The following is a 23,522-nucleotide window of genomic DNA, read 5'->3' on the forward strand; positions in this document are numbered from 1 at the left end:
GAGGTGGCTATTCCACTTCCGCCTCGGCGGCGAGCGCCTTGACGAGATCCACCAGTTTGCGGCGGACCTTCGGATCGGCGATCTTGACGAAGGCGCGGTTCAACTGCAGCCCCTCGGAGGAGGAGAGGAAATCGACCACGTAATTCGAGCTGGACGCTTCCGCCATGCCGGACTGGCCGGCGGTATTTTCGCCCGGGGCATCTTCGAAGAAGAACGAAACCGGCACGTTGAGTATGCTGGAAATGTTCTGCAGGCGGCTTGCGCCGACGCGGTTCGTGCCTTTCTCGTATTTCTGGATCTGCTGGAAGGTGATCCCCAAATTTTCGCCCAATTTTTCCTGGCTCATACCAAGCATGGTTCGGCGAAGGCGGATCCGGCTACCGACATGGATGTCGATCGGGTTCGGCTTCTTCTTGTTTTCCATCGTTACTTTGTCCTAACGCGCGCAATGGCTTTTGCTACCCGGCATCAATCATAAGCACTAACGTCACGTTGCAACCGAAATACTTCGGACTTGATAGTAGGCAACGATGCCGGCAACTGCCACTATGCAATTTTAGGGGTTTTCGGTCAATTCGCACGCCGGATAAAACCATTGCGTGAAATAGCCCCTATTCCAAAAAAGATTGCAACTAAGGCCCAAAACCTTAGGTTTTGTGACATATTGTCATGAAACGCAGCGTTTTTTCCCGGAATAGTTGCATCAACGAATCCGCTCGCATCATAAGGAAGCCCTAATACGACACGCCCCTTCGCGTCCACAACCGCGGAGATGCCGGTATTGGCGGCGCGGATCAGCGGCAGCCCGGTCTCCACCGCGCGGACCTGCGCCTGGTGAAAATGCTGCCTTGGCCCCGGCGTGTCGCCGAACCACGCGTCGTTGGTGACATTCAGAAGCGCATCGGTCGAGAAAGCGGTGGGGGCGATTTCGTAGGGGAAGATCGCTTCGTAGCAGATCAGCGGATAGAACGACCGCCCCGAAGGCAGCTTCAGCAACTCGTGCGAGCGCGCCGCCGAGAAGCCGCCCGGAAGCGATGCGACAGCGGCGACGCCCCAGGAATTCATCAGATCCTCGAACGGCATGTACTCGCCGAACGGCACCAGGTGGACCTTGTCGGCAGCGCCGAGGATCTGGCCCGTGCCGTCGATCGCATAGATCGAATTGTAGTAGCGGGGCTCCCGACCCGCGCCCGCATCCTCTGTCCTGACGGCGCCGGCGATCAGCACCTGATCGTCGTCGAGAACCTCGGCGATGCGCGAGAGCGCATCGGGATTGTCGGTGAGGATGAAAGGTATGGACGTCTCCGGCCAGACGATGACATCCGGCCGCTTCTGGCCCGAAGGGGGCGCTGCGCTGAGTGCGAGATGCTTCTCGAAAATCGCCGTGCGGTTGGCATCGTCCCACTTCGTCGCCTGGTCGATCGAAGGTTGTACCAGGCGGACCGTCACGCCAGTGTCGGAGGCCTCGGGAAGTACCCGTAGAGCGTAGAAGCCGTAGCCCACCTGCAACGCCAGAATGAAAGCGGCCAGCGAAAGGCCGATCCGCTTGCCACGCCCCGTCCACAACAAAGCGGGAGCGGCAAACACAAAAACCGCCAGCACGTTCATGCAGAGCACGCCGATGGGGCGCACCGCCTGCATCAGCAGCGGTATCGGCATGGCCCCATAGGCCACCGCGTTCCAGGGAAAGCCGGTAAACAGGACCGAGCGAAGCCATTCGGCAATACCAAAAGCCGCGGCCAGCATGAACAACCGTCCGACGCCATCCGACCAGAACAGGCGCGCCAGCGCGACGGCAAAGCCATAGTAAAGCGCCAGGAAGGCCGGGAGGCCGAGGACGGCCAACGGCACCGCCCAGGCATACTCGTCGGCATCGACCAGCATCGCGTTTCCAAGCCACCAAAGACTGCCGACGAAATAGCCGAAACCGAAACACCAACCAATGCGGAACGCTGGCGCCAGGCGGCGCACGAAGCCGGCATCGGGATCCCCGCTTGCGCCGTCGATCAGCCAGGTCAAAAGCGTGAAAGAGACGAACAGCGCGGCAAAGAATCCGTATGGCTGCAGCGCGAGCACCCCGAAAAGCCCGGCGACGAAGGCCGTCAGCGCACGCATCCAGCCGGACAAAAGCATCACCCTGCCTGCCAGTCGCCCCATTCCGTCCCTCTCGAACCCGACCGCGAATCAGCGCGGCAAGTCTTCCAAAATTCGCACCGCTTGTCGCGCGGCGCAGGAAGACTGGCAAGAGGGCAAGCGCGGAGCCGAGAAGGCACAGCCCCACCATCCCGTTGGTGCAGGAGGGATCACCGTGCCGAGCCAAGCGGTGCGAGACATGGCCGAAGATCAGACACATGCATGAGACTGCCATGCCCGCCGGTCTTCAGGTCCGGATACAAGCTGGCACGGACGCCACCGGGGGAGAAGCGATCAGGCGTTTCCCTTCGTCTCGTCGTTCTCGGTCAGAACCGGGTAATGCTCAGCCGGTGGAACCTCGCCCTCCGCCTTGTGCGGACGACGTCGCGGCGCCGACGGGCGCTTGCGAGTGATGCGCACCCGCTTGACGCGCCTGGGATCGGCATCGAGCACGTGGAACTCGAAGCCCGGCAGCGCCTGGACGACCTCGCCGCGGACAGGAATGCGGCCAAGCGAGCCGAAGATCAGCCCGCCCAGCGTATCGACGTCCTCGAGCTGCTCGCGAACGTCGAAGTCGCTGCCGATCGTTCCGGCGATCTCTTCCAGTTCGGCGCGCGCATCGGCAATGAAGACGTCGTCGGAAACGCGCGTGATCATCGCCTGGTCGTCGTCGTGCTCGTCCTCGATGTTGCCGACGACCATCTCTACGATGTCCTCCAGCGAGGCAAGGCCGTCGGTGCCGCCATACTCGTCGATCACCAGCGCCATCTGGGTGCGGGCCGCCTGCATGCGCCCCATCAGGTCGGAGGCGAGCATCGACGGAGGAACGAAGAGGACCGGCCGGATGATACCCGCCTCCGCCACCGTCTTTCCGAGATCGACGCGCGCGAGGTCGAATTCCGCCTTCGGCGCCTTGGTCGGCTTATCGCCAGCCTGGGCGGCCGGAGAACCGTTTACCGCCTTTGCCCCATTGCGTCGCTTGTTGCGCGCCTGCTTGGTGACGTAGGCCAGGAGATCGCGGATATGCACCATACCGCGGGGATCATCGAGGCTGTCGTAGTAGACAGGCATGCGCGAATGGCCCGATTCCTCGAAGATCATCATCAGTTCGCCGATGGTGACGTCCTGTTCAACGGCCTCGATGTCAGCGCGCGGGACCATGACGTCCTCTACACGCACCTCGCGAAAACGAAGAATGTTGTGCAACATCGCCCTTTCTTCGGGCGAGAAGGCGGCATCGCCTTCGGGATCGGAGGTCTTCAGGGCCTCGGCAAGATCATGGCGGAGGCTTGTGGCGTCGGGGCTTCTGAAGAAGCGCATCGCGCGCGACCAGAGATTCCTTGCCGGATTCGCATGCGGCTCCGGCCTGGGCGTACTGCCCCCGTCGTCCAGTTCCGAGGCATCAGCCTCATTCGCTTCAGCCGAAAGCGGCTGTGATTTAAAATCGCTCATCGTTCCAAACTGTCAAACCGGGTCATCCCCGTAGGGGTCAGATAGGCCAAGCTCGCTCAAAATGCGAGTCTCCAGCCCCTCCATTTCTTCGGCCTCGTCGGTTTCCATATGATCATAACCGAAGAGGTGCAGAAATCCATGCACCAAAAGATGCGTCAGGTGATCGTCGAAAGGCTTGCCCAATTCGACCGCTTCGCGGGCCAGCGTCTCGTGCGCCATGATGATATCGCCGAGCATCGGGCCGGGCATGTCGCCAGGTTCGACCGGAAAGGCCGGAAAGGAGAGCACATTGGTCGGCTTGTCCTGTCCACGCCATTCCGCGTTGACGGCGCGGATCGAGGCATCGTCGGTGAAGACCAAAGACAGCTCTGGCGGGGCGGCCGGAAAAGGCTGGCCCTCTTCGCGCACGAGATGTCGCGCCGCGGCTCCGATCACGCGCTCGCTCAGGGAAAGCAGCGCCTCTTCGTCGGCCCAGGGGCCTTCCTCGACGCTGATCTGGATTTCGATTTCGGTCATCGCTCGGTCGGCAATGGACCGCCTCAGCGGTCCATGTGCTCGCTTTCGTCCTGCACGGCGGTCTGGGATTCGTAAGCGCGGACGATGCGGGCCACCATCGGGTGGCGCACAACGTCGGCATCCTTGAAGCGTACCACCGACACGCCCTCGACCCCGCGCAGGATCTGCAACGCCTCCACGAGGCCGGACTTCATGCCGCGCGGCAGGTCGATCTGGCTCGGGTCGCCGGTGACGATCATGCGGCCATTCTCGCCAAGACGGGTCAGGAACATCTTCATCTGCATCGATGTCGTGTTCTGGGCCTCGTCCAGGATGACGGCGGCGTTCGCGAGCGTCCGGCCGCGCATGAAGGCGAGTGGGGCGATCTCGATAACACCGGCGGTAATCGCGCGCTCGACCTTGTCGCCCGGCATCATGTCATAGAGCGCATCGTAGAGCGGCCGCAGATAGGGATCGACCTTTTCCTTCATGTCGCCGGGAAGAAAGCCGAGCCGCTCGCCGGCCTCGACGGCGGGCCGCGACAACACGATGCGGTCGACCGCGCCGCGCTCCAGCAGCTGGGCGGCATAGGCGACGGCGAGGTAGGTCTTGCCGGTGCCGGCGGGTCCGACGCCGAAGACGAGCTCGGAGCGCTCCAGCGCGCGGATATAGGCATCCTGCATCGGCGTGCGCGCGGCGATCGTCTTCTTGCGCGTGGAAATCTGCGCCATGGTCAGCTTGGCCTTGCGCTCCATGGTCGGCAGCAGCAGCTGGTCGTCGGCGGCAACGGCCATGCGGATCGCCCCCTCGACGTCGGAGAGCTCCACCGAACCACCGCTTTGCAGACGCCCGTAGAGATAGTCGAGCGCGCGGCGGGCCTGGTTGGTCGCCACCACGTCGCCGGTGATTGCCACCGAATTTCCGCGCGGGCGGGCATCGATCTGCAGCCGCTGCTCCAGAAGCTTCAGGTTCTGGTCGAACTGGCCGAACAGCTCGCTGGCATATCGGTTGTTTTCGAAGGTGAGCACGAAGTGATTTGCGTCTGTCGCAGGTGGTTTCGACTGGCGCGGCGATGTCGTCATCAATTCGTGTCCGTTCAAGCGGCAACGCTCCCTTGCTGGCCGCCCGTCAACCAATCGCCTCGGCGAAAAGGCTGTTCGGGCCGGCACCGGTGATTCGCACCCTTATAATGTCACCGATTTCGGAGCCGTTTGCATCAACATTAACAGGGTGCAGCCAGGGGGATCGTCCGACCAGCTGACCGGGCATGCGGCCCGGCTTCTCCAGCAGAAGTTCGATCTCCTTGCCAACACACCCTGCAGCGAAAGCCGTCTGCTGTTCGAACAGCAGCGCCTGCAGCCTCTCAAGGCGCTCGGACTTTACACCTTCCGGGACGTGTCCGTCCATCTCCGCGCCGGGCGTGCCCGGACGGATGGAGTACTTGAAGGAAAAAGCCTGCGCATAGCCGACCGTGCGCACCAGTTCCATCGTGTCCTCGAAATCCTGGTCGGTCTCGCCGGGGAATCCGACGATGAAGTCCCCGGAGATGGCGAGATCGGGCTGCACGGCGCGGATGCGTTCGATCAGGGCGACATATTCGGCGGCCGTATGGCGCCGGTTCATCGCCTTCAGGATGCGGTCGGAGCCGGACTGCACCGGCAGGTGCAGATAGGGCATCAGCTTAGGCAGGTCGCGATGAGCGGCGATCAGCGCCTCGTCCATGTCGCGCGGATGGCTGGTGGTGTAGCGGATACGCGCCAAACCCTCGATCTGCGAAAGCCGGGCGAGCAGCGCGCCGAGTCCCAACGCCCTGCCATCGGCGCCATCGCCGTGCCAGGCATTCACGTTCTGACCAAGCAGCGTGATCTCGCGCACGCCGGCGTCGACCAGACGCTCGGCCTCGGCCACGATCTGAGCCAGCGGCCGGGAGACTTCGGAGCCGCGGGTGTAAGGCACCACGCAGAAGGTGCAGAATTTGTCGCAGCCCTCCTGCACCGTCAGGAACGCCGCGACGCCGCGGGCGCGCGTCTGCGCCTTCTTCGGTGCGGGAAGGTGCTCGAACTTGTCCTCGATCGCATAATCGGTGTCGACCACGCGCTCGCCGGCCTTGGCGCGTTTCAGGGCGTCGGGAAGGCGGTGATAGGTCTGCGGTCCGATGACGAGGTCCACGGCCGGCGCCCGGCGAAGGATTTCGCTGCCTTCCGCCTGGGCGACGCAGCCGGTGACGCCGATGACGAATTCGCGCCCGTCCTTGGCCCGCGCCTTTTTCATGTCGCGAAGGCGGCCCAGCTCGGAATAGACCTTCTCGGCCGCCTTCTCGCGGATGTGACAGGTATTGAGAAGCACGAGGTCGGCGTCTTCCAGCGTCGTGGTCGCCTCGTATCCGTCCTTAGACAGCGCGTCGGTCATGCGCTCGCTGTCGTAAACGTTCATCTGACAGCCGTAGGTCTTCACGAACACCTTGCGGGTGTTGCGCGCAGCCGGAGCGGCCTGCCCTGCCGTCTCGCTTGTGGAAATCTGTTCGCTCATGCCGGCTCTTTAGTGGAAAACGGCTCGGGAATGAAGCCCCGCGCCCTCAATCTATCCTTCGCCCGCGCAGCCGGTCGCCCAGCATCGCGCGAATGCGCGTCTCGACCTCGCGGCTGAGCGCCTTGCGGTTGCCGCTCACATCGTAGGGGATCATCTCGCCGAAATCGACATCGACGTCGAAGGCCCCCTCGCGAAGGATGCCGAGCAGGTGCGGCAGCATCTCGATATCGCCGGGCCATGCGGCAATCGGCCGGTGGTAGCGCCCCATCGGCATGCCGTGAATGCCGGTATAGGCGATCGAGACGGGCTGCACGTGCACGGTCCCTCCCGGCACCTGTGCGGCCGCACTGGCAGCCGCCCCGAAGAGCGAGGTCTTCACCTGCAATAGCCTGTTGCCGTCCGAGGTGGTTCCCTCCGGAAAGAGAACGACAATCTCGCCGGCGGCCATCCGCGTCGCGATCTCGCCCACCTGCTCTCCCGTCTTCCGTTTCTCCTCGCGCACGACGAAGATCGTCGCCTGCAGGCGGGCGAGGATGCCGAAGACCGGCCAATCCCGCACCTCGGACTTCGCGATGTAGACGACGTCGGCCACCGAGCCTAGGACGAGAATGTCCTTCCAGGACGCGTGATTGACCGCCAGCATCAGCGGCCGGCGTTTTTCCAGCGTGCCGTGCACGCGCACCCTCAGGCCGAGCAGGCGACAGGCGGCGCGATGCCAGAGCCGCGGAATGCGGCGGCGAAGCTTCAAGTCAAGGCACAGACCGACAAGCTGCGCCGGCAACAGGATCAGCGTGACCACCGCCAGACCGAGCAGCACGATCGCGACGCGGAGCTTGGCTATCAAGTGGAACCTGCGAGCAGGCGGCCGTCAGACGGCCGGCCTACTCGTCTTCCTTCTTCAGGGGAACGCCATAGAGCTCGAGTCTGTGATCGACGAGCTTGAACCCGTGTTCGCGGGCGATCTTCTCCTGCAACGCTTCGATTTCGGGCGAGTGGAATTCTATCACCGTGCCGCTTTTCAGGTCGATCAGGTGATCGTGATGCTCTTCCGGGACTGTTTCGTACCGCGAACGGCCATCGCGGAAATCGTGGCGTTCGATGATCCCGACGTCCTCGAACAGCTTCACCGTGCGATAGACCGTCGAAATAGAGATGCGAGGATCGACCTCGGCGGAGCGACGGTAGAGCTCCTCGACATCCGGATGGTCGGCGGAGCTCTCCAGCACGCGGGCGATCACGCGGCGCTGCTCGGTCATGCGCATGCCGCGCTCGACGCAGAGCTCTTCCAGCGTTTTTTCGACCTGCCCCATTTCGCGCCGGCTCCCCTGTCTCGCATGCCTGGGAACGCACCGATGCGTATCCCATCCATCGGGACTAGCGAAGATCGCGCCGCATGACAAGCGCCGTGGACCGCCCGCCGACAGTCTCATAGTAGGCCTTGCGCTCGCCCACCTTGGCAAAGCCGAGCTTCTCGTAGAGCCGAAGCGCTGCCAGATTGCCCTGGTCGACTTCCAGGAAAATTTCGTCCGCGCCACGCATGCGGGCCTCGCGCAGGGCCGCCTGCATCAGACGCCAGCCAAGTCCGGTTCGCTCGAAGCGCGTATCGACGCCAATGGTAAGGATCTCGGCCTCGCCCGCTGCCGCACGCGCCAGCACGAAACCGCCGGCGGGCCGACCCGAAGCGTTCATCTGCCAGGCCACGAAGCCAAAGACGGTTTCCTGTGACAACAGCGCGTGAAACTCGCCGTCACTCCAGGCGCGCGCGAATCGTGCCTTGTGCAGACCTGCCAGAACACCGCGATCCCCCGATTCGATCGGGAAGATTTCGAACTCGGGCTTGCGGATGAAAAAATCGGTCAGCGACACGGAATTCAGGCCCTCGCAATGGCAAAACCGGCCTGGGGCTTGGCGTCCGGGCCGCGCAGGTAAAGAGGTTTCGGCCTGTCGGCCCGGGGATCGGCTAGCGCGCCGAGCCGCGCCACCATCTCGATGGCGACAGCATCATTTGCTCCACCCTCATCGCCCGAACCGAGCAGGACAGCTGCCGAACCGACGATCGCACCGCCTGCCGCAAGGGCTGCGGCCTTCGCGTCATCCAGCGACAGAACGGACGCCTCGCCGCGCGGCGCGCCGTCTGCGGAAAATGCCTGGCAGTAAGCCTCGCCGCGTTTTGCATCCACAGCTACGAAGACGGGATTGCCCGGGTGGCTCTGCCGGTATCCGGCGGCGATCGCCGCCAAAGTCGAGATGCCGACGGAGGGGACGCCGAGCGCGAGCGACAACCCGCGCGCGGCAGCAACGCCGACGCGGATACCCGTGAACGAGCCCGGACCAACGGTGACGGCAATACGCTCGACGGCGCCCATCTCGATCCCGGCATTCGCCAGGGCCTGGTCGACGAAGTCCATCAAGCGCTCGGCATGGCCGCGGCCGATATCCTCGCCCGCCATGCCGAGCGTGACGTCGCGTGCACTGTCATGGATGGCCGCGTAGCAGCCGCTGCCGGACGTATCGATGGCCAGCAGGATCATCGTGGGCACCCGCATGAAGGGTGCCGGTCTTCACATGACGGCTTCAACTTCCTGAACTTCCGGTACGAAATGGCGCAGCAGGTTCTGCACGCCGTGCTTCAGCGTGGCGGTGGAGGACGGGCAGCCGGAGCAGGCGCCCTTCATGTTGAGATAGACGCGGCCGTCGCGGTAGCCCTTGAAGGTGATATCGCCGCCGTCCTGCGCGACTGCGGGACGAACGCGGGTCGCCAAGAGCTCCTTGATCGTCGCGACGATCGCTTCGTCGCCCTCATCGTAGAACTCACCCTCCTCGCTCTCGTCGCCGCCGAGCGCCCCACCCGCCATGATCGGCTGGCCGGACATGAAATGCTCCATGATGTTGCCGAGGATCGCCGGCTTGAGGTGCTGCCAGTCGGCACTGTCCTTGGTCACCGTGATGAAATCGTAACCGAAGAAGACGCCGGTAACGCCGGGAACGGCGAACAGGCGTGCAGCGAGCGGCGAAGCGGCCTGCGCTTCGGTGGCGTCGCGAAACTCGGCCGTGCCCTCTTCCAGCACGATCTTTCCGGGCAGGAACTTCAGGGTTGCCGGGTTCGGCGTCGTTTCGGTCTGAATGAACATCGTCTCGTCTCCGTACCGTCGGGTTCAAGGCTCCGCGGCCAACTGTTTAGAACTATTCAAAAGAAAATAGGCATTTCCGGCTCCCGCATCAAGCCGCGTTGCAGGATAAGTGCAGGATAAAAAGCATCGCTGCGCGATACCCTTCAGCTCAGCGCGTCGATCTCCTCGTCGCTGAGGTTTTCCGGGATGACGGTTACGGGAATTGGAAAGGCCGCCCCCCGCCCGCCGATCGAAGAGACGAGCGGTCCAGGCCCCTCCTTCGCCGAACCGGCCGCCAGAACCAGGATCGCGATGTCTCGGTCGTCCTCGATCTGCGCATTGATCTGCTCGGACGCGATGCCCTCACGGATCACGATCTCGGGTTCGATGCCGAGCGTTTCCCGTATGCTCTGCGCTGCCTTGGCGACGACGGCCTCCGCTTCCTCGCGCGCCTCCGCGCGCATGATCTCCTCGACGCCGAGCCATTCGCGGAAATCGCCCGCCGGGATGATGTAGAGCAGAACCACGCCGCCATTCGAATTCTTCGCGCGCGCCGCGGCATAGTGAGTGGCACGCTGGCATTCGGGCGTTTCGTCAACGATCGCCAGGAACTTGCGGCGATGCCCTTCCAGACGTGACAGTCGTGTCGATACCATTGCTCACTCGCTTTCGCCATGTTTACGCCACAGCTTATACCAAATCCCGGCAATGGGAATTGGTCAGGGCGGATGTCGCGATGCATCACGTCCGCCCGCGCGGCCTGTCGCCACAGGGCTGATCGTCCTCCTTCCGGCGGACGATCAAGCTTCTTTCCGGCCGAAGCGCACCGGCGTCCGGCCGCCCCTACCGAAGGAAGCCGATGATGTCTGCGACCTCGGCCATCGTCTTTTCGGCGCGCGCGCGCGCCCGTTCGCCGCCCTTGCGCAGGATCGCGTCGATATGGGCGGTATCGTCCATCAGGCGACGCATCTCCGTCGTGACCGGCGAGAGCACGCTGACGGCCAGATCGATGAGGGCGGGCTTGAAGGCAGAGAACTGCTGACCGCCGAACTGCGCCAGAACGTTGGCCTTGGAGGTGTCGGCAAGTGCGGCATAGATGCCGACGAGATTGTCGGCTTCCGGCCGGCCCTTGAGACCTTCGGCCTCGCTCGGCAGCGCATCCGGATCGGTCTTGGCCTTGCGGATCTTCTTCGAGATCGCCTCGGCATCATCCATAAGATTGATGCGGGACAGATCCGACGGGTCGGACTTCGACATTTTCTTCGTGCCGTCGCGCAGCGACATGACGCGCGGCGCCGGGCCCTCGATCATCGGCTCGACCATCGGGAAATAGGCATGCACCGGCTCTTCTCCGACGACGATGTCGACGCCTGTGCCGGTGGCGCGGATCTTTTCCTTGAAGTCGAGATTGAACTTCATGGCGATGTCGCGGGCGAGCTCCAGATGCTGCTTCTGGTCGTCGCCGACCGGCACATGGGTGGCGCGGTAGACGAGGATGTCCGCGGCCATCAGGCTCGGATAGGCCAGCAGACCGAGCGAGGCGTTCTCGCGGTCCTTGCCGGCCTTGTCCTTGAACTGGGTCATCCGGTTCATCCAGCCGATGCGGGCGACGCAATTGAACACCCAGGCGAGTTCCGCATGCTGCGGTACCGCCGACTGGTTGAAAACAATGTGCTTTTCGGGGTCGATGCCAGAGGCGATGAAGGCGGCGGCGATCGAGCGGATCTGGCCGATCAGATCCTCGTGAACGAGCTGAGCGGTGATCGAATGCAGGTCCACGACGCAGTAGATGCAGTCGTTGCTTTCCTGCAGGGCCACGAACTTGCGTATGGCGCCGAGATAGTTTCCGAGATGGAGGTTGCCCGTCGGCTGGACGCCGGAAAAGACGAGCGGCTTGAACGCGGTCATGATGTCCTCGTGAGGCTGGTGGAGGGCCCAAGCAGCGGTCGCTGCAACTGGTTCACGCCGGCGCTTATGCACGCGGGCCACGGCACAATCAAGGGCCGGAATTGAGCACCGGCATGGGCAACACCACCGGTGAAATGCCGACACGATCTGGCATTTTCAGCATACCCCATAAGCGGTATCTAATATTAGCAATAAAATCCTCACAAAAGCCTATTTTAGGATTTCAGTTCTCTGCCGGGGATGGTGGCTAGCCGATCAGCATTGCTGACCGGTCCGATCAGGGAGAGGTATCATGCGGAAAGCATGCTCCATGCTGCTGGCTGGCTTGTTCGCGCTCTCGACGCTCGTGACGAGCGATGATGCGCAGGCCGACGACGAAAAGAAGCTGAATTTCAAGAAGGACAAGGCGCGGATCACACTGGCCTATGCGACGCAGACGTCGAAGGTACGACACGGCTGCTTCCCGGGACGGCTGCACGCAGTCCTCGCGCACATCGCCGCCCAGACCGGACGACGCCCCCTCGTCACCTCGGGGCATCGCTCGGGCGGTCGCCGCGGCTCGTACCACCGCAAATGCATGGCGGCCGACATCAGGGTCCCCGGCGTCTCGGTGAGCCGGATTGTCGCCGCGGCGAAGTCGGCTCCGGGCATCGGCGGTATCGGCACCTATTGCAACGGCATCGTCCATGTCGACGTGGGGCCGAAGCGGCGGTGGAACTATTGCAGCGGCCGGGGACGGGGCCTTGCGCGCCTGCACCAGGCAAAGGCCAAAGTTGTTGCGATGCGCTGAGTACGCGTCAGCCGGCGGGCTGCAGCAGGTCCCAAGTGTTGCCGAAGACGTCCTCGAACACGGCGACCTTGCCATAAGCCTCGGTCCTCGGCTGCTCGAGGAAGCGGACGCCGGCGGCGACGAAGGAGGCGAAATCGCGTTCGAAGTCATCCGTGTGAAGGAAGAAGCCGACCCGGCCGCCGGCCTGGTTGCCGATGGCCGCCTGCTGCCTCTCGCCGGACGCCTGGGCCAGAAGTAGCCCGGGTCCCTCGCCGCCGTTCGGACGCACGACCACCCAGCGTTTGCCGTCGGGAAGCTGCGTATCCTCGACAAGGTCGAAGCGGAGCGCGCCGCAATAGAAGGCGATTGCCCGGTCGTAGTCGGGCACGACGAGCGTCACCAGCGCGATCCTGCGGGTCATTCTCCGCTCTCCGGCGCGGGCTTGGCCTTGCGCTTGACGTTGCGGCGGATCATGCCGATGTCGGCACCGCCGATAAGAAAGGCCACGCCGAAATAGATCACCATGGCCAGCCCCACCAATGCGCCGAGCGCTGCGACCTGTTCCAGCAGCGACGCCGTCGGCGCGAGCCGGGCAGCCAAGGCATCGGCGGCATAGTTCAGGCTGACGGCCATGACGAGCGTCGCGATCAGAAGCCGGGCGATGCGCCAGGCCAGCGCCTTGTCCAGCGGCCAGTGCCCCCGGCGCACCAGTGTCACAAACAGGAAGATCGCCGTCAGCCATCCCGACGTCGCCTCCGCCGTGGCGATGCCGCGCTCGTGGAAGAAGGGAAAGAGCGAGACGGCGAGGACGCAGTTGACCACCACCGAGCACATGGTGATGCGCATCGGCGTCTTGGTGTCCTCGCGCGCGAAGAAGCCCGGATTGAGCGCCTTGATCATCACAAAGCCCGGCAGGCCGAGGCCGTAGATGGCGAGCGTGCCGGCGACGACGGAAGTCGTCTCCGGCGAAAAGGCGCCCCGTTCGTAGAGGACGCGCACGATCTCGTCGGATATCACCCACAGCGCGCCGGCGGCCGGCAGCGTCAGGAACAGCACGAATTCCATCGAGCGGTTCTGCAGGTTGGCCGCTTCCTTCTCGTGCCCAGCCTTCAGCGCGCGGGCCAGTTCCGGCAGCAGCACGACGCCGACGGCGATGCCGACGACGCCGAGCGGCAACTGGTAGACGCGGTCCGCATACTGGAGGACCGAGATCGCGCCGTCCTTGGTGGAGGCGATCATCTGTCCGATGATCTGGTTGATCTGCGTTATGCCGCCCGTCACGGCAGCCGGCAGCGCGAGCCAGAGCAGGCGCTTGACGTTCGGCGTGATCCGCGGCCAGCGAAAGCCGATGCGCATGCCCGCATGCAGCACCCCGGCATAGAGAACCGCCATCTGCAAGACGCCCGCGGCAAGCACGCCCCAGGAGAGATACCGGGCCGTTTCCAGCGGAGAGGCGCCGGAATGCAGGGCGAGACCGAGGGCGCCGATCAGCACCACGTTGAGGAAGATGGGCGCGACCGCGGCGGCGAAATAGTGATGCAGCGAATTGAGCATGCCCGACAGCATCGCCGTCAACGACATGCACATCAGGTATGGGAACATGATGACGGCGAGTTCCACCGTCACATCGAACTTTTCCGCATCGCCGACGAAGCCCGGTGCGATGATCCATGAAACCAGCAGCGGCATCGCCAGTTCCATGGCGATGGTGATGATCATCAGGACAGTGAAGAGGACACCGAACACCTCTTCGGAAAAACGCTTGGCGCCGTCGATGCCACCTGCCTCTATCTCCTTGGCAAATAGCGGAACGAAGGCCGCGTTGAACGCGCCTTCGGCAAACAGCCTGCGAAAAAGATTGGGAAAGCGGAATGCCGCGTAGAAGGCATCGGCCATCGGGCCGGTGCCGAGGGCGGCGGCCATCAGCGTTTCGCGCGCAAAACCCAGCACGCGGCTGCCAAGCGTTGCGCCGCCGACGGTGGCGAATTTACTGACGAGGCTCATTCCCTGGTCCCTGATTGCGCGCCCAAGGGCGCGACCATGCCCGGCGGCATCCTGTCGCGCGCCTCGTCCGCCTCTTCGGCCATCACGGCCTTCAGTCGCGCAACGATGTTGCCCTGCCGGTTCTCATTAGTGATTTTGTGGCCAAGCAGGTCGTTGACGTAGAACGTATCGATCACCTTCTCGCCGAAGGTTGTGATGTGGGCGGAGGCGATGTCCAGCGAAAGGTCGGACAGCACCGCCGTGACTTCGGAAAGCAGGCCCGGACGGTCGAGGCACTCGATCTCGATGACGGTGAACTTGTTCGACAGAGTATTGGAGATCGTCACGGCAGGCGGCACGGTAAAGGTCTTCGAGCGCTTGCGACCGCGCGTGCGATTGGCAATGACCTCCGGCAGGCGCTTGCGACCCGACAGCACGTCCTCGATCATCTTGCCGATGTTGGCGGCGCGGCGCATCTCGTCGGCGTCGTTGGGAAATTCGCGGTTGACGAGGATCGTGTCCAGCGCGCGCCCGTCGGACGTCGTGAAGATCTGCGCATCGACGATGTTGGCACCGGCCGCGGCACAGGCGCCGGCGATCACCGTCAGAAGTCGAGGATGGTCCGGCGACAGCACCGTGATCTCGGTTATGGCGTGGAAGGAGTCGGTGCGCACCATCGTCGCCAACGCCTGCCCCGCCTTGTCGGCATCGCGGATGAAGCCCGCATGCCGCACCTGGTCCTCGAGCGAGACGGTGAGCAGATAGGGATCGTAGTGCAGGCGGCTATAGGCCTTGCGGTCCTTCTGGCTCCAGTCGGAGAGGGCTTCGTAGAGCCGTTCACGGCCAGCCTTGGCGCGCTCCTTGCGCGACACTTCCGAAAAGCCGCCAGACAGCAGAAGCTCGGTCTCGTAGTAAAGGGTACGAAGCAACTGACCTTTCCAGCCGTTCCACACGCCGGGGCCGACTGCGCGGATATCGCAGACCGTCAGCACGAGCAGCATCTTCAGCCGCTCCATCGACCGCACCTTGTCGGCGAAGTCGACGATCGTCTTGCGGTCGTTCAGGTCGCGTGTCTGCGCCACAAGCGACATGACAAGATGTTCCTCAATCAGCCAGACCACCAGCTCGGTCTGCTTCGGCGTCAGGCCGAAGCGCTGGCACAGCTTGCGCGCGACGCGGGCGCCGGCAACGGAATGGTCCTCCGGCCGGCCCTTGGCGACGTCGTGCAGCAGCACCGCCACGTAGAGCGGTACGCGGTCCTCGATCCCCGGTATAATCTGGCCGGCCAGCGGATGCAGCTCCGTCTCGCGGCCCTGGTCGATCGCCGCCAGCACGCCGACGGACCGGATGAGGTGCTCGTCGACCGTATAGTGATGATACATGTTGAACTGCATCATCGCGACGATCTTGCCGAAATCGGGGATGAAGCGCCCCAGCACGCCCGCCTCGTTCATCCGCCTGAGGATCAGGGCCGGATCGCGCGGCGACGTGAGGATGGACAGGAAAAGCCGGTTCGCCTCGTCGTTTTCCCGCAGCGCATTGTTGATCAGCCTCAGCGAGCGCGTCACGAGCTTCAGGGCGTCGGGATGAAACTCCAGCTCGTTGATGTCGGCGATGTGGAAAAGCCGGATCAGGTTCACCGGGTCGCGCTTGAACACATCGGCATTGGCGATCGTGATGCGGCCGCGATCCTCGACGAAATCCAGCGTGCCGGCAATCTTGCGGCTGCGCCGGGTGAAGCGGCTGATCGCTGCGGTGAAGCCCGGCGCCTCTTTGGCCTGCTGGTCCTCCAGAGCGGCGCAGAAGATGCGCGTCAGGTCGCCCACGTCCTTTGCCACGAGGAAATAGTGCTTCATGAAGCGCTCGACGGCCGAAAGGCCGGGATGCGGCTGGTAACCCAGGCAGGCCGCGATCTCGGATTGGACGTCGAAGGATAGGCGCTCTTCCGCCTTTCCGGTGAGGAAATGAAGGTGGCAGCGCACCGCCCAGAGGAAATCGTCCGCCTTCTGGAACAGCTTGTATTCGTGACGGGAAAGGACGCCGAGCTTTATCAGGTCCTCGGGGTCGCGGATGCGATAGTAGTATTTGGCTATCCAGAACAGGGTGTGCAGGTCGCGAAGGCCGCCCTTGCCTTCCTTGACGTTCGGCTCCACCAGATAGCGCGTGTCACCGGCCTTGCGATGGCGCTCGTCGCGTTCGGCAAGCTTGGCGGCAATGAACTCGGGGCCGGTTCCGCGCATGATCTCGCGCTCGAAGCGCACGGCCAGCTCGTCGAAGAGGAGGTGCGAACCGCACAGGTAACGCGCCTCGAGGATCGCTGTGCGGATCGTCATGTCGCTCTTTGAGAGCGTGATGCATTCCTCGATGCTACGGGTCGCATGGCCGACCTTGAAGCCCATGTCCCACAGCACGTAAAGCATGAATTCGATCGCCGGCTCGCTCCATGGCTGGGGCCTCGCCGGAAGCAGGAAGAGAAGGTCGATATCCGAACCCGGCGCCAGCGTGCCGCGACCGTAGCCGCCGACGGCGGTCACGGTGATGCGGGCGGCCTCCGGAGCCATTGCGGCGCTGAAGACGTGGTTCAGCGCGAAATCGTGCAGAACAGTGATGATCTGGTCCTGCAGCCAGGAAAGCCGTGCGGCGCAGGCAAGGCCGCTGCCGTCGTTAAACAGAAGCTCGCGGGCCTGCTCCCGCCCCTGCTGATAGGCGCTCTTGAGTTCGGCGAGAAGGGCCGCCCGCATGCGGTCGCGATATTCGGCATGCGCGCTGGCGATGAATTCGCACCTTGCCCGGAGTGTGGCGACGTCGAGCAGGCCGGAATGGGCCGGAACCGTTACTTTGCTGTCCATAAAATTGCGACCGCCTGCTGCCCTTCTGTCCTTCGTCACCCGCCGGTGCTGAAGCGCTATAGCCCTTTTTGGCTGCAAGCGACAGTCACGTGTTATCGACCGGCTGCTTCCTTCTTCAGGGCATAGAGCGCTTCAAGCGCTTCGCGGGGCGACATGTCGTCGGGGTTCAGGCCCGTGAGCATTTCCTCCACCTTCGAGGTGGAGGCCGCTTTAGCCGTCTCCTCGCGCCGCACCGCCATCTGGAACAGTGGCAGGTCGTCTATCAGCTGGCTTGCGGGGTTCTTGCGGTCGGCATCCTCGAGCTTCGCCAGCACGTCCTTGGCCCGCGCCACGACCGAAGCCGGCAGGCCGGCAAGCCGCGCCACCTGGATGCCGTAGGAGCGGTCCGCCGCACCCGGCCCGACCTCGTGCAGGAAGATCACCTCGCCGTCCCACTCCTTGACCCGCATGGTGGCATTGGAGAGGCGGCCAAGCTTTTCCGACAGAACCGTCAGCTCGTGGAAATGGGTGGCGAAGAGGCCGCGGCAGCGGTTGGCCTCGTGCAGATGCTCGACTGCGGCCCAGGCAATCGACAGGCCGTCGAAGGTGGCGGTGCCACGGCCGATCTCATCGAGGATCACCAGCGAATGCTCGGTCGCCTGGTTGAGGATTGCCGCCGTCTCGACCATCTCGACCATGAAGGTCGACCGGCCGCGGGCGAGGTCGTCCGAGGCACCGACGCGCGAAAACAGCCGGTCGACGATACCGATGTGGGCGCTTTCGGCGGGAACGTAGCTGCCCATCTGGGCGAGGATGGCGATCAGCGCATTCTGGCGCAGGAAGGTCGACTTACCGCCCATGTTGGGGCCGGTCAGCAGCCAGATCGCGCCGTCGCCCTTGCCGGCAACGGGGGAAAGGTCGCAAGAGTTGGCGACGAAGGGATTGCCGGCCTGCCTGCGCAGCGCCTGCTCGACCACCGGATGGCGCCCGCCAACGATGGAAAACATCTTCGAACGGTCGACCACCGGTCGGCAATAGCCCTGTTCCTCGGCCAGCACTGCAAGCCCTTGCGAAACGTCGATGACCGACAGGGCTCGCGCCGCCGCCTTGATGGAATCCGCCTGTGCGACGACGGCTTCCGTCAGGGCGTCGAAAGCCGCAAGCTCGATCGACAGCGCCCGGTCGGCGGCGTTCGCAATCTTCGTCTCCAGCTCGGAAAGCACGGTCGTGGTAAAGCGCATGGCGCCTGCCATCGTCTGCCGGTGGATGAAACGCGCCTTCGCCTCGTCCGTCTCCGTCAGCGCCGCGGCATTGCCGGCCGAAACCTCGATGAAGTAGCCAAGCACGTTGTTGTGCTTGATCTTCAGCGACCTGACGCCGGTCTCCTCGGCATATTGCAGTTGCAGGCCGGCGATCACCCGGCGCGACTGGTCGCGCAGTGCCCGCATCTCGTCGAGTTCCGCGTCAGCGCCCTCGCGGATGAAGCCGCCTTCGCGCTTCAGGAGCGGCAACTCATCGGCGAGCATGCCGCTCAGCCGTTCCGACAGCGCGACCGGAAGCGCTGCGATATCCCGCTGGGCCGCCGCCAGCTCATCGGCGAGCGCCTCGCCCGCCATCAGGCCGGCGACTGCCGAAGCCGCCCGCATACCCTGCAGCAGCGCGCCGAGATCGCGCGGGCCGCCGCGGCCGAGCGCCAGCCGGGACAGGGCGCGGGGCATGTCCGGCAGAAGCTTCAATGCGTCGCGCAGGTCGGACGTAAAGGAGGGACGATCGGCCAGCGCGGCAATAGAATCCAGCCGCGCGTTAACCGGATCAGGATCGGTCACCGGCGACATAAGCCGTTCGGCGAGCAGCCGCGCGCCGCCGCTGGTCACGGTCCGGTCGATCGCCTTGAGCAGCGTGCCGCTGCGTTCGCCGGAAAGCGTGCGCACCAGCTCGAGATTGGCGCGCGTGGCAGGATCGATGAAGAGCGTGGAGGCTGAGCTTTCGCGCTCCGGCGGCCCGAGCGGCGGGCGTTCTGAGATTTGCGTCTTTTCAACATAGGCTATGGCAGCAGACGCCGCCGAAAGCTCGGCGCGCGAAAAGGTGCCGAAGCCATCGAGGGTACCGACGTCGAAATAGCGCGCGATCCGCCCCTCCGCGGTGGCGCTGTCGAACAGAACCGCCGGCTGCGGCACGACCACCCGCCCGAGCACGTCGACCACCGGCCGGAACTCGGGGTCATGGAACAGGGTGTCCGGAACGATCAGTTCACGCGGCTCGATGCGCAGGATGTCAGCCAGAAGCCTTTGCTGCGTCGTCTCGGCCAGGCGAAAGACGCCCGTGGAAATATCGATCCAGGCGAGCGCCAGCGCCGGCTCGGCGCCGCCGCGGATGCGCGACAGCGTCATGAGATAGTTGGCGTCGGACGGCGACAGCAGCTTCTCTTCCGTCAGCGTGCCCGGGGTGACGAGACGAACAACGTCGCGGCGGACGACCGATTTTGATCCGCGCTTTTTGGCCTCCGCCGGATCCTCCACCTGCTCGCAGACGGCAACGCGGAAGCCGAGCGCGATCAGCTTCTGCAGATAGTCGTCCGCCGCATGGATCGGCACGCCGCACATCGGGATTTCCTGCCCCATGTGCTGGCCCCGCTTGGTCAGCGTGATGCCGAGCGCGCGCGAGGCATCCGCCGCGTCCTGGAAAAACAGCTCGTAGAAATCGCCCATCCGGTAAAACAGCAGGCTGTCCGGATTATTGGCCTTGATTTCGATATACTGCTCCATCATCGGCGTCGCCGATGCGCGACTTGCCCCGCTGGCAAGTTCGGCTGTCGTCAGTATGTCGCTTTTGCGCAGGATTTGGTCGTCCACGGAAAGATAGTTCATCCCAAAAAAACAGGTGTCACCCTAGCCGCGCCTCGCTATAGAAGACAACACCCTGGGAGCGCGCGGAACGCGATGCCCACAGGAGCTTGGCCAGAATGGAGTGGGAAGGACCGATGGCGGAAACCAGCAAGACAAAACGGGCTGTTGCAAGCGTGACCGATCAGGAGGCGCTGGATTTCCATGCACGCGGCCGGCCGGGAAAGCTGGAAATCACGCCGACGAAGCCGATGGCGACGCAGCGCGACCTTTCGCTGGCCTATTCGCCGGGCGTGGCCGCTCCGGTCAAGGCGATCGCCGAGGATCCCTCGCGCGCCTATGACTATACCTCGCGCGGCAACATGGTCGCTGTCATCTCCAACGGCACCGCCATCCTCGGCCTCGGCAATCTGGGCGCGCTCGCCTCCAAGCCCGTGATGGAAGGCAAGTCGGTGCTGTTCAAGCGCTTCGCCGACGTCGACAGCATCGACCTCGAGGTCGATACGGAGAACGTCGAAGAGTTCATCAACTGCGTGCGCTATCTCGGCCCCTCCTTCGGCGGCATCAACCTCGAAGACATCAAGGCGCCCGATTGTTTCATCATCGAGCAGCGCCTGCGCGAGCTGATGGACATCCCCGTCTTCCATGACGACCAGCACGGCACCGCCATTATCGCCGCGGCCGGACTGATGAATGCGCTGACGCTGACCGGACGCGACTTCAAGACCACGAAGCTGGTCTGCAACGGCGCGGGTGCTGCTGCGATCGCCTGTATCGAGCTGATCAAGGCGATGGGCTTCAACCCGGAGAACGTCATCCTCTGCGACACCAAGGGCGTGATTTACCAGGGTCGCGAAGACGGCATGAACCAGTGGAAGTCGGCACACGCCGTCAAGACCGACCGGCGCTCGCTGAAGGAAGCGCTGGACGGTGCCGACGTGTTCTTCGGCCTTTCGGCGAAGGGCGCGCTGACCAGCGAGATGGTGCAGTCGATGGCGCCGCAGCCGATCATCTTCGCGATGGCCAACCCGGACCCGGAAATCACCCCGGAAGAGGTGGCCCGCATCCGCGACGACGCGATCGTGGCAACGGGACGTTCGGACTATCCCAACCAGGTCAACAACGTTCTCGGCTTCCCCTATATCTTCCGCGGCGCGCTGGACGTGCGCGCGACTACGATCAACGACGCGATGAAGATCGCGGCCGCAGAAGCGCTCGCCAATCTGGCCAAGGAGGACGTGCCGGACGACGTCGCCGCCGCCTACCAGGGCAATCGGCCGCGCTTCGGCTCGCAATACATCATTCCGGTCCCCTTCGACCCGCGGCTTATCTCGGCCATCCCCGTTGCCGTCGCACAGGCTGCGATGGAGACGGGCGTTGCCCGCCGGCCGCTGCTCGACCTTGATGCCTATGCGCGCGAACTGAAGGCGCGGCGCGACCCGATCGCCTCGACGCTTCAGAACATCTACGCCCGCGTGCGCCGGCATCCCAAGCGTGTCGTCTTCGCCGAAGGCGAGGAGGAACAGATGATGCGCGCCGCCGTCTCCTATGCCAACCAGCAGCTCGGCACCGCCATACTGGTCGGCCGCGAGGACCGCATGCGCGAGACTGCTGCGCGTGCCGGCATCGACCTCGACCGCCCCGGCATCGCGCTTCTGAACGCGCGCATCTCCAAGCGCAACGACGCCTATACGGACTACCTGTATGCCCGCATCCAGCGGAAGGGCTACCTCTTCCGCGACGCCCAGCGCCTGATCAACAACGACCGCAACCATTTTGCGGCCTGCATGGTGGCGCTCGGCGATGCGGATGCGATGGTGACCGGGCTGACGCGTAACTATTCGACTGCGCTGGAAGACGTTCGCCGCTGCATCGACCCCAAGCCCGGCCACCGCATTATCGGCGCCTCGCTGGCCCTCTGCCGCGGCCGCACCGTGCTCGTGGCAGATACGGCGGTACACGACATGCCGTCTGCGGAGGAACTGGCAGACATCGCCGAGGAAGCAGCAGGCCTCGCCCGCAAGCTCGGCTATGAGCCGCGCGTGGCGATGCTGGCCTATTCGACCTTCGGCAATCCGTCGGGCGAACGCTCCGAGCGCGTCCGCGAAGCGGTCAAGATCCTCGACAAGCGGCGCGTCGATTTCGAGTATGACGGCGAAATGGCCGCCGACGTGGCGCTGAACCCCAAGATCATGGAACAGTACCCGTTCTGCCGCCTCTCCGGTCCGGGCAACGTGCTGGTCATGCCTGCCTTCCACTCCGCCGCAATCTCGACGAAGATGCTGCAGGAGCTTGGCGGCTCGACGGTGATCGGCCCGCTGCTCGTCGGCCTCGACAAGTCGGTCCAGATCGTCTCGATGGGCGCAAAGGACAGCGACATCGTCAACATGGCGGCGCTGGCGGCGTATAACGCCGGGGTCTGAACGACCATTTGAGCATTTCCGGCGAAGCAAACGCCGGAAATGCTCTAGCCCCCCGATTTCTCGCAACACGACGCAAAATTGCGTCCGGGATCGTCCGCATTGTCGAAGCGTTCAGCGGCGCAGTGAAAAATTCTCTCCGCCGAGCGGCTTGTGGGACCCTTCAGCTTGCGAACCGTCCCGCATCCGCGCCGTAGTAGTTGATGTAGCGGCCGGAAATACTGCCGATCGGCAGCACGATCAGCACGTCCGTGGTGCGGAACGCATGGTCGACGACGGCGCCGTCGCCGATCATTGCGCCGAGTCGCAGATAACCCTTGATCAGCGGCGGCATGGCGAACAGCGCCTTGCGGGCATTGACCGCCTCGCTCGGCATCAGGTCCATGGTGCGATACTGGTCTTCGTGCGCGCTGACGGTCCATTCCCCGCGCACGAGGGCATTCTGGTGCAGGAAGGAAAGGGCCAGGGCGTGTTCTTCCGGCACGACACCCGAGAACGAACCGCAGCCGAACATGGCGCTGATGCCGTGCTTGAGGGCATAGGCCCAAGCGCCCTGCCAGAGTAATTCCACCGTCCGCTTGGTGCGATACTGGGGAAGCACGCAGGACCGCCCGAGCTCCATGAACTGCTTGTCGGCGTGGCGGGCGATCAGCGCATCGACATCGAATTCCGACTGCGAATAGAATCCGCCCGACCCCTTCGCCACGTCCTGGCGCAGCAGGCGGTAGGTTCCGACGATCTGCTCCTCACTGTCGCCCTCGATCGCGGTGTCGAGCACGAGGAGATGATCGCAGACCATGTCCCAGGCATCTATGTCGCGCCGCCGGCGCATGGCGTCCGGAGCGATTTGCGCGTTCATTTCTTCCACGAAGACGCGATAACGCACGGCCTGTGCGGCGTCGATCTCGCTGTTGGTCACCGCCAGCCTCGTCTCGAGGCTGCCGATCCGGCCCAGCACTTCGGCTGGCCTGCGGGCAGGAAGGCGGCACGTCGACAGCACGGTTTCGGTCACCACGTTTGGTTCAGCGATCTCCACGGTCATCGTCCAATTC

20 protein-coding genes are annotated in these 23,522 nt (G+C 64.0%); 2 read left to right on the plus strand and 18 right to left on the minus strand.

Annotated features, from left to right (window positions below; genetic code table 11):
• Positions 1–7 precede the first annotated feature (7 nt).
• From CRO48_RS18940 to trpS, 13 genes are all read right to left on the minus strand, one after another.
• Entirely contained in the window at positions 8–424 is a 417-nt protein-coding gene (locus CRO48_RS18940) for a helix-turn-helix domain-containing protein (protein WP_097141435.1), read from the minus strand.
• Between the two features lie 146 nt (positions 425–570).
• Entirely contained in the window at positions 571–2,157 is a 1,587-nt protein-coding gene (gene lnt, locus CRO48_RS18945; RefSeq protein WP_097141436.1) for an apolipoprotein N-acyltransferase, read from the minus strand.
• A gap of 270 nt (positions 2,158–2,427) precedes the next feature.
• The gene (locus CRO48_RS18950; protein ID WP_097141437.1) at positions 2,428–3,585 is read right to left on the minus strand and encodes a hemolysin family protein; all 1,158 of its coding nucleotides are present in this window, start codon (positions 3,583–3,585) and stop codon (positions 2,428–2,430) included.
• Between the two features lie 12 nt (positions 3,586–3,597).
• Positions 3,598–4,101: an rRNA maturation RNase YbeY gene (gene ybeY, locus CRO48_RS18955; protein ID WP_097141438.1), complete on the minus strand. Its 504-nt coding sequence runs from the start codon at positions 4,099–4,101 to the stop codon at positions 3,598–3,600.
• 23 nt (positions 4,102–4,124) lie between these two features.
• The gene (locus CRO48_RS18960) at positions 4,125–5,180 is read right to left on the minus strand and encodes a PhoH family protein (protein WP_097141439.1); all 1,056 of its coding nucleotides are present in this window, start codon (positions 5,178–5,180) and stop codon (positions 4,125–4,127) included.
• Between the two features lie 28 nt (positions 5,181–5,208).
• Entirely contained in the window at positions 5,209–6,609 is a 1,401-nt protein-coding gene (gene miaB / locus CRO48_RS18965) for a tRNA (N6-isopentenyl adenosine(37)-C2)-methylthiotransferase MiaB (protein ID WP_097141440.1), read from the minus strand.
• A gap of 46 nt (positions 6,610–6,655) precedes the next feature.
• Complete coding sequence (locus CRO48_RS18970) at positions 6,656–7,453, minus strand: lysophospholipid acyltransferase family protein (RefSeq protein ID WP_097141441.1); 798 nt, start codon at positions 7,451–7,453, stop codon at positions 6,656–6,658.
• A gap of 37 nt (positions 7,454–7,490) precedes the next feature.
• The gene (locus CRO48_RS18975) at positions 7,491–7,919 is read right to left on the minus strand and encodes a Fur family transcriptional regulator (RefSeq protein WP_097141442.1); all 429 of its coding nucleotides are present in this window, start codon (positions 7,917–7,919) and stop codon (positions 7,491–7,493) included.
• Positions 7,920–7,983: 64 nt separating this feature from the next.
• Positions 7,984–8,475 (minus strand): GNAT family N-acetyltransferase, encoded by a 492-nt coding sequence (locus CRO48_RS18980; RefSeq protein ID WP_097141443.1) that lies wholly within the window; start codon positions 8,473–8,475, stop codon positions 7,984–7,986.
• A gap of 5 nt (positions 8,476–8,480) precedes the next feature.
• Entirely contained in the window at positions 8,481–9,140 is a 660-nt protein-coding gene (gene tsaB, locus CRO48_RS18985; RefSeq protein WP_097141537.1) for a tRNA (adenosine(37)-N6)-threonylcarbamoyltransferase complex dimerization subunit type 1 TsaB, read from the minus strand.
• A gap of 30 nt (positions 9,141–9,170) precedes the next feature.
• Positions 9,171–9,740: a NifU family protein gene (locus CRO48_RS18990; RefSeq protein WP_097141444.1), complete on the minus strand. Its 570-nt coding sequence runs from the start codon at positions 9,738–9,740 to the stop codon at positions 9,171–9,173.
• A 143-nt stretch (positions 9,741–9,883) separates the two neighbouring features.
• Complete coding sequence (locus tag CRO48_RS18995; protein ID WP_097141445.1) at positions 9,884–10,375, minus strand: universal stress protein; 492 nt, start codon at positions 10,373–10,375, stop codon at positions 9,884–9,886.
• A 187-nt stretch (positions 10,376–10,562) separates the two neighbouring features.
• Complete coding sequence (gene trpS / locus CRO48_RS19000; RefSeq protein ID WP_097141446.1) at positions 10,563–11,627, minus strand: tryptophan--tRNA ligase; 1,065 nt, start codon at positions 11,625–11,627, stop codon at positions 10,563–10,565.
• Between the two features lie 292 nt (positions 11,628–11,919).
• Between trpS and CRO48_RS19005 the strand changes: the two genes are divergently transcribed.
• The gene (locus CRO48_RS19005; protein WP_097141447.1) at positions 11,920–12,417 is read left to right on the plus strand and encodes a YcbK family protein; all 498 of its coding nucleotides are present in this window, start codon (positions 11,920–11,922) and stop codon (positions 12,415–12,417) included.
• A gap of 7 nt (positions 12,418–12,424) precedes the next feature.
• Here the strand turns inward: CRO48_RS19005 and CRO48_RS19010 are convergent, their stop codons facing one another.
• The 4 genes from CRO48_RS19010 to mutS form a co-directional block, all read right to left on the minus strand.
• Entirely contained in the window at positions 12,425–12,817 is a 393-nt protein-coding gene (locus CRO48_RS19010) for a VOC family protein (protein ID WP_097141448.1), read from the minus strand.
• Positions 12,814–14,400, minus strand: coding sequence for a murein biosynthesis integral membrane protein MurJ (murJ, locus tag CRO48_RS19015; protein ID WP_097141449.1), 1,587 nt, complete (start codon positions 14,398–14,400; stop codon positions 12,814–12,816). Before murJ ends, CRO48_RS19010 begins: the two co-directional genes overlap by 4 nt.
• On the minus strand, positions 14,397–17,228 hold the full coding sequence (locus CRO48_RS19020; protein ID WP_097141450.1) for a [protein-PII] uridylyltransferase: 2,832 nt from the start codon (positions 17,226–17,228) through the stop codon (positions 14,397–14,399). The genes murJ and CRO48_RS19020 overlap by 4 nt, the downstream gene beginning before the upstream one ends.
• Positions 17,229–17,320: 92 nt before the next feature.
• Positions 17,321–20,074 carry a DNA mismatch repair protein MutS gene (gene mutS / locus CRO48_RS19025; protein ID WP_097141451.1) on the minus strand — a complete coding sequence of 918 codons (2,754 nt, stop codon included), beginning with the start codon at positions 20,072–20,074 and terminating at the stop codon, positions 17,321–17,323.
• Positions 20,075–20,187: 113 nt separating this feature from the next.
• Here mutS and CRO48_RS19030 point away from each other — a divergent pair, with 113 nt between their 5' ends.
• Positions 20,188–22,473, plus strand: a complete 2,286-nt coding sequence (locus tag CRO48_RS19030) for an NADP-dependent malic enzyme (RefSeq protein WP_097141452.1) — start codon at positions 20,188–20,190, stop codon at positions 22,471–22,473.
• 160 nt (positions 22,474–22,633) lie between these two features.
• On the opposite strand, the gene CRO48_RS19035 is transcribed toward CRO48_RS19030, so the two are convergent.
• Entirely contained in the window at positions 22,634–23,512 is an 879-nt protein-coding gene (locus CRO48_RS19035; RefSeq protein ID WP_097141453.1) for a GNAT family N-acetyltransferase, read from the minus strand.
• Positions 23,513–23,522 lie beyond the last annotated feature (10 nt).

Origin of the sequence: Rhizobium subbaraonis (assembly GCF_900220975.1) — a bacterium.
Taxonomy (GTDB): domain Bacteria; phylum Pseudomonadota; class Alphaproteobacteria; order Rhizobiales; family Rhizobiaceae; genus Mycoplana; species Mycoplana subbaraonis.

Excerpts from the sequence above, each read along its gene's own strand:
- CRO48_RS18940 (WP_097141435.1), bottom strand. The coding sequence starts at position 424 with ATGGAAAACAAGAAGAAGCCGAACCCGATCGACATCCATGTCGGTAGC.
- mutS (WP_097141451.1), bottom strand. The coding sequence starts at position 20,074 with ATGAACTATCTTTCCGTGGACGACCAAATCCTGCGCAAAAGCGACATA.
- CRO48_RS19010 (WP_097141448.1), bottom strand. The coding sequence starts at position 12,817 with ATGACCCGCAGGATCGCGCTGGTGACGCTCGTCGTGCCCGACTACGAC.
- CRO48_RS19005 (WP_097141447.1), top strand. The coding sequence starts at position 11,920 with ATGCGGAAAGCATGCTCCATGCTGCTGGCTGGCTTGTTCGCGCTCTCG.
- tsaB (WP_097141537.1), bottom strand. The coding sequence starts at position 9,140 with ATGATCCTGCTGGCCATCGATACGTCCGGCAGCGGCTGCTACGCGGCC.
- murJ (WP_097141449.1), bottom strand. The coding sequence starts at position 14,400 with ATGAGCCTCGTCAGTAAATTCGCCACCGTCGGCGGCGCAACGCTTGGC.
- CRO48_RS19030 (WP_097141452.1), top strand. The coding sequence starts at position 20,188 with ATGGCGGAAACCAGCAAGACAAAACGGGCTGTTGCAAGCGTGACCGAT.
- miaB (WP_097141440.1), bottom strand. The coding sequence starts at position 6,609 with ATGAGCGAACAGATTTCCACAAGCGAGACGGCAGGGCAGGCCGCTCCG.
- CRO48_RS19020 (WP_097141450.1), bottom strand. The coding sequence starts at position 17,228 with ATGGACAGCAAAGTAACGGTTCCGGCCCATTCCGGCCTGCTCGACGTC.
- ybeY (WP_097141438.1), bottom strand. The coding sequence starts at position 4,101 with ATGACCGAAATCGAAATCCAGATCAGCGTCGAGGAAGGCCCCTGGGCC.
- trpS (WP_097141446.1), bottom strand. The coding sequence starts at position 11,627 with ATGACCGCGTTCAAGCCGCTCGTCTTTTCCGGCGTCCAGCCGACGGGC.
- CRO48_RS18995 (WP_097141445.1), bottom strand. The coding sequence starts at position 10,375 with ATGGTATCGACACGACTGTCACGTCTGGAAGGGCATCGCCGCAAGTTC.
- CRO48_RS19035 (WP_097141453.1), bottom strand. The coding sequence starts at position 23,512 with ATGACCGTGGAGATCGCTGAACCAAACGTGGTGACCGAAACCGTGCTG.
- CRO48_RS18990 (WP_097141444.1), bottom strand. The coding sequence starts at position 9,740 with ATGTTCATTCAGACCGAAACGACGCCGAACCCGGCAACCCTGAAGTTC.
- CRO48_RS18975 (WP_097141442.1), bottom strand. The coding sequence starts at position 7,919 with ATGGGGCAGGTCGAAAAAACGCTGGAAGAGCTCTGCGTCGAGCGCGGC.
- lnt (WP_097141436.1), bottom strand. The coding sequence starts at position 2,157 with ATGGGGCGACTGGCAGGCAGGGTGATGCTTTTGTCCGGCTGGATGCGT.
- CRO48_RS18950 (WP_097141437.1), bottom strand. The coding sequence starts at position 3,585 with ATGAGCGATTTTAAATCACAGCCGCTTTCGGCTGAAGCGAATGAGGCT.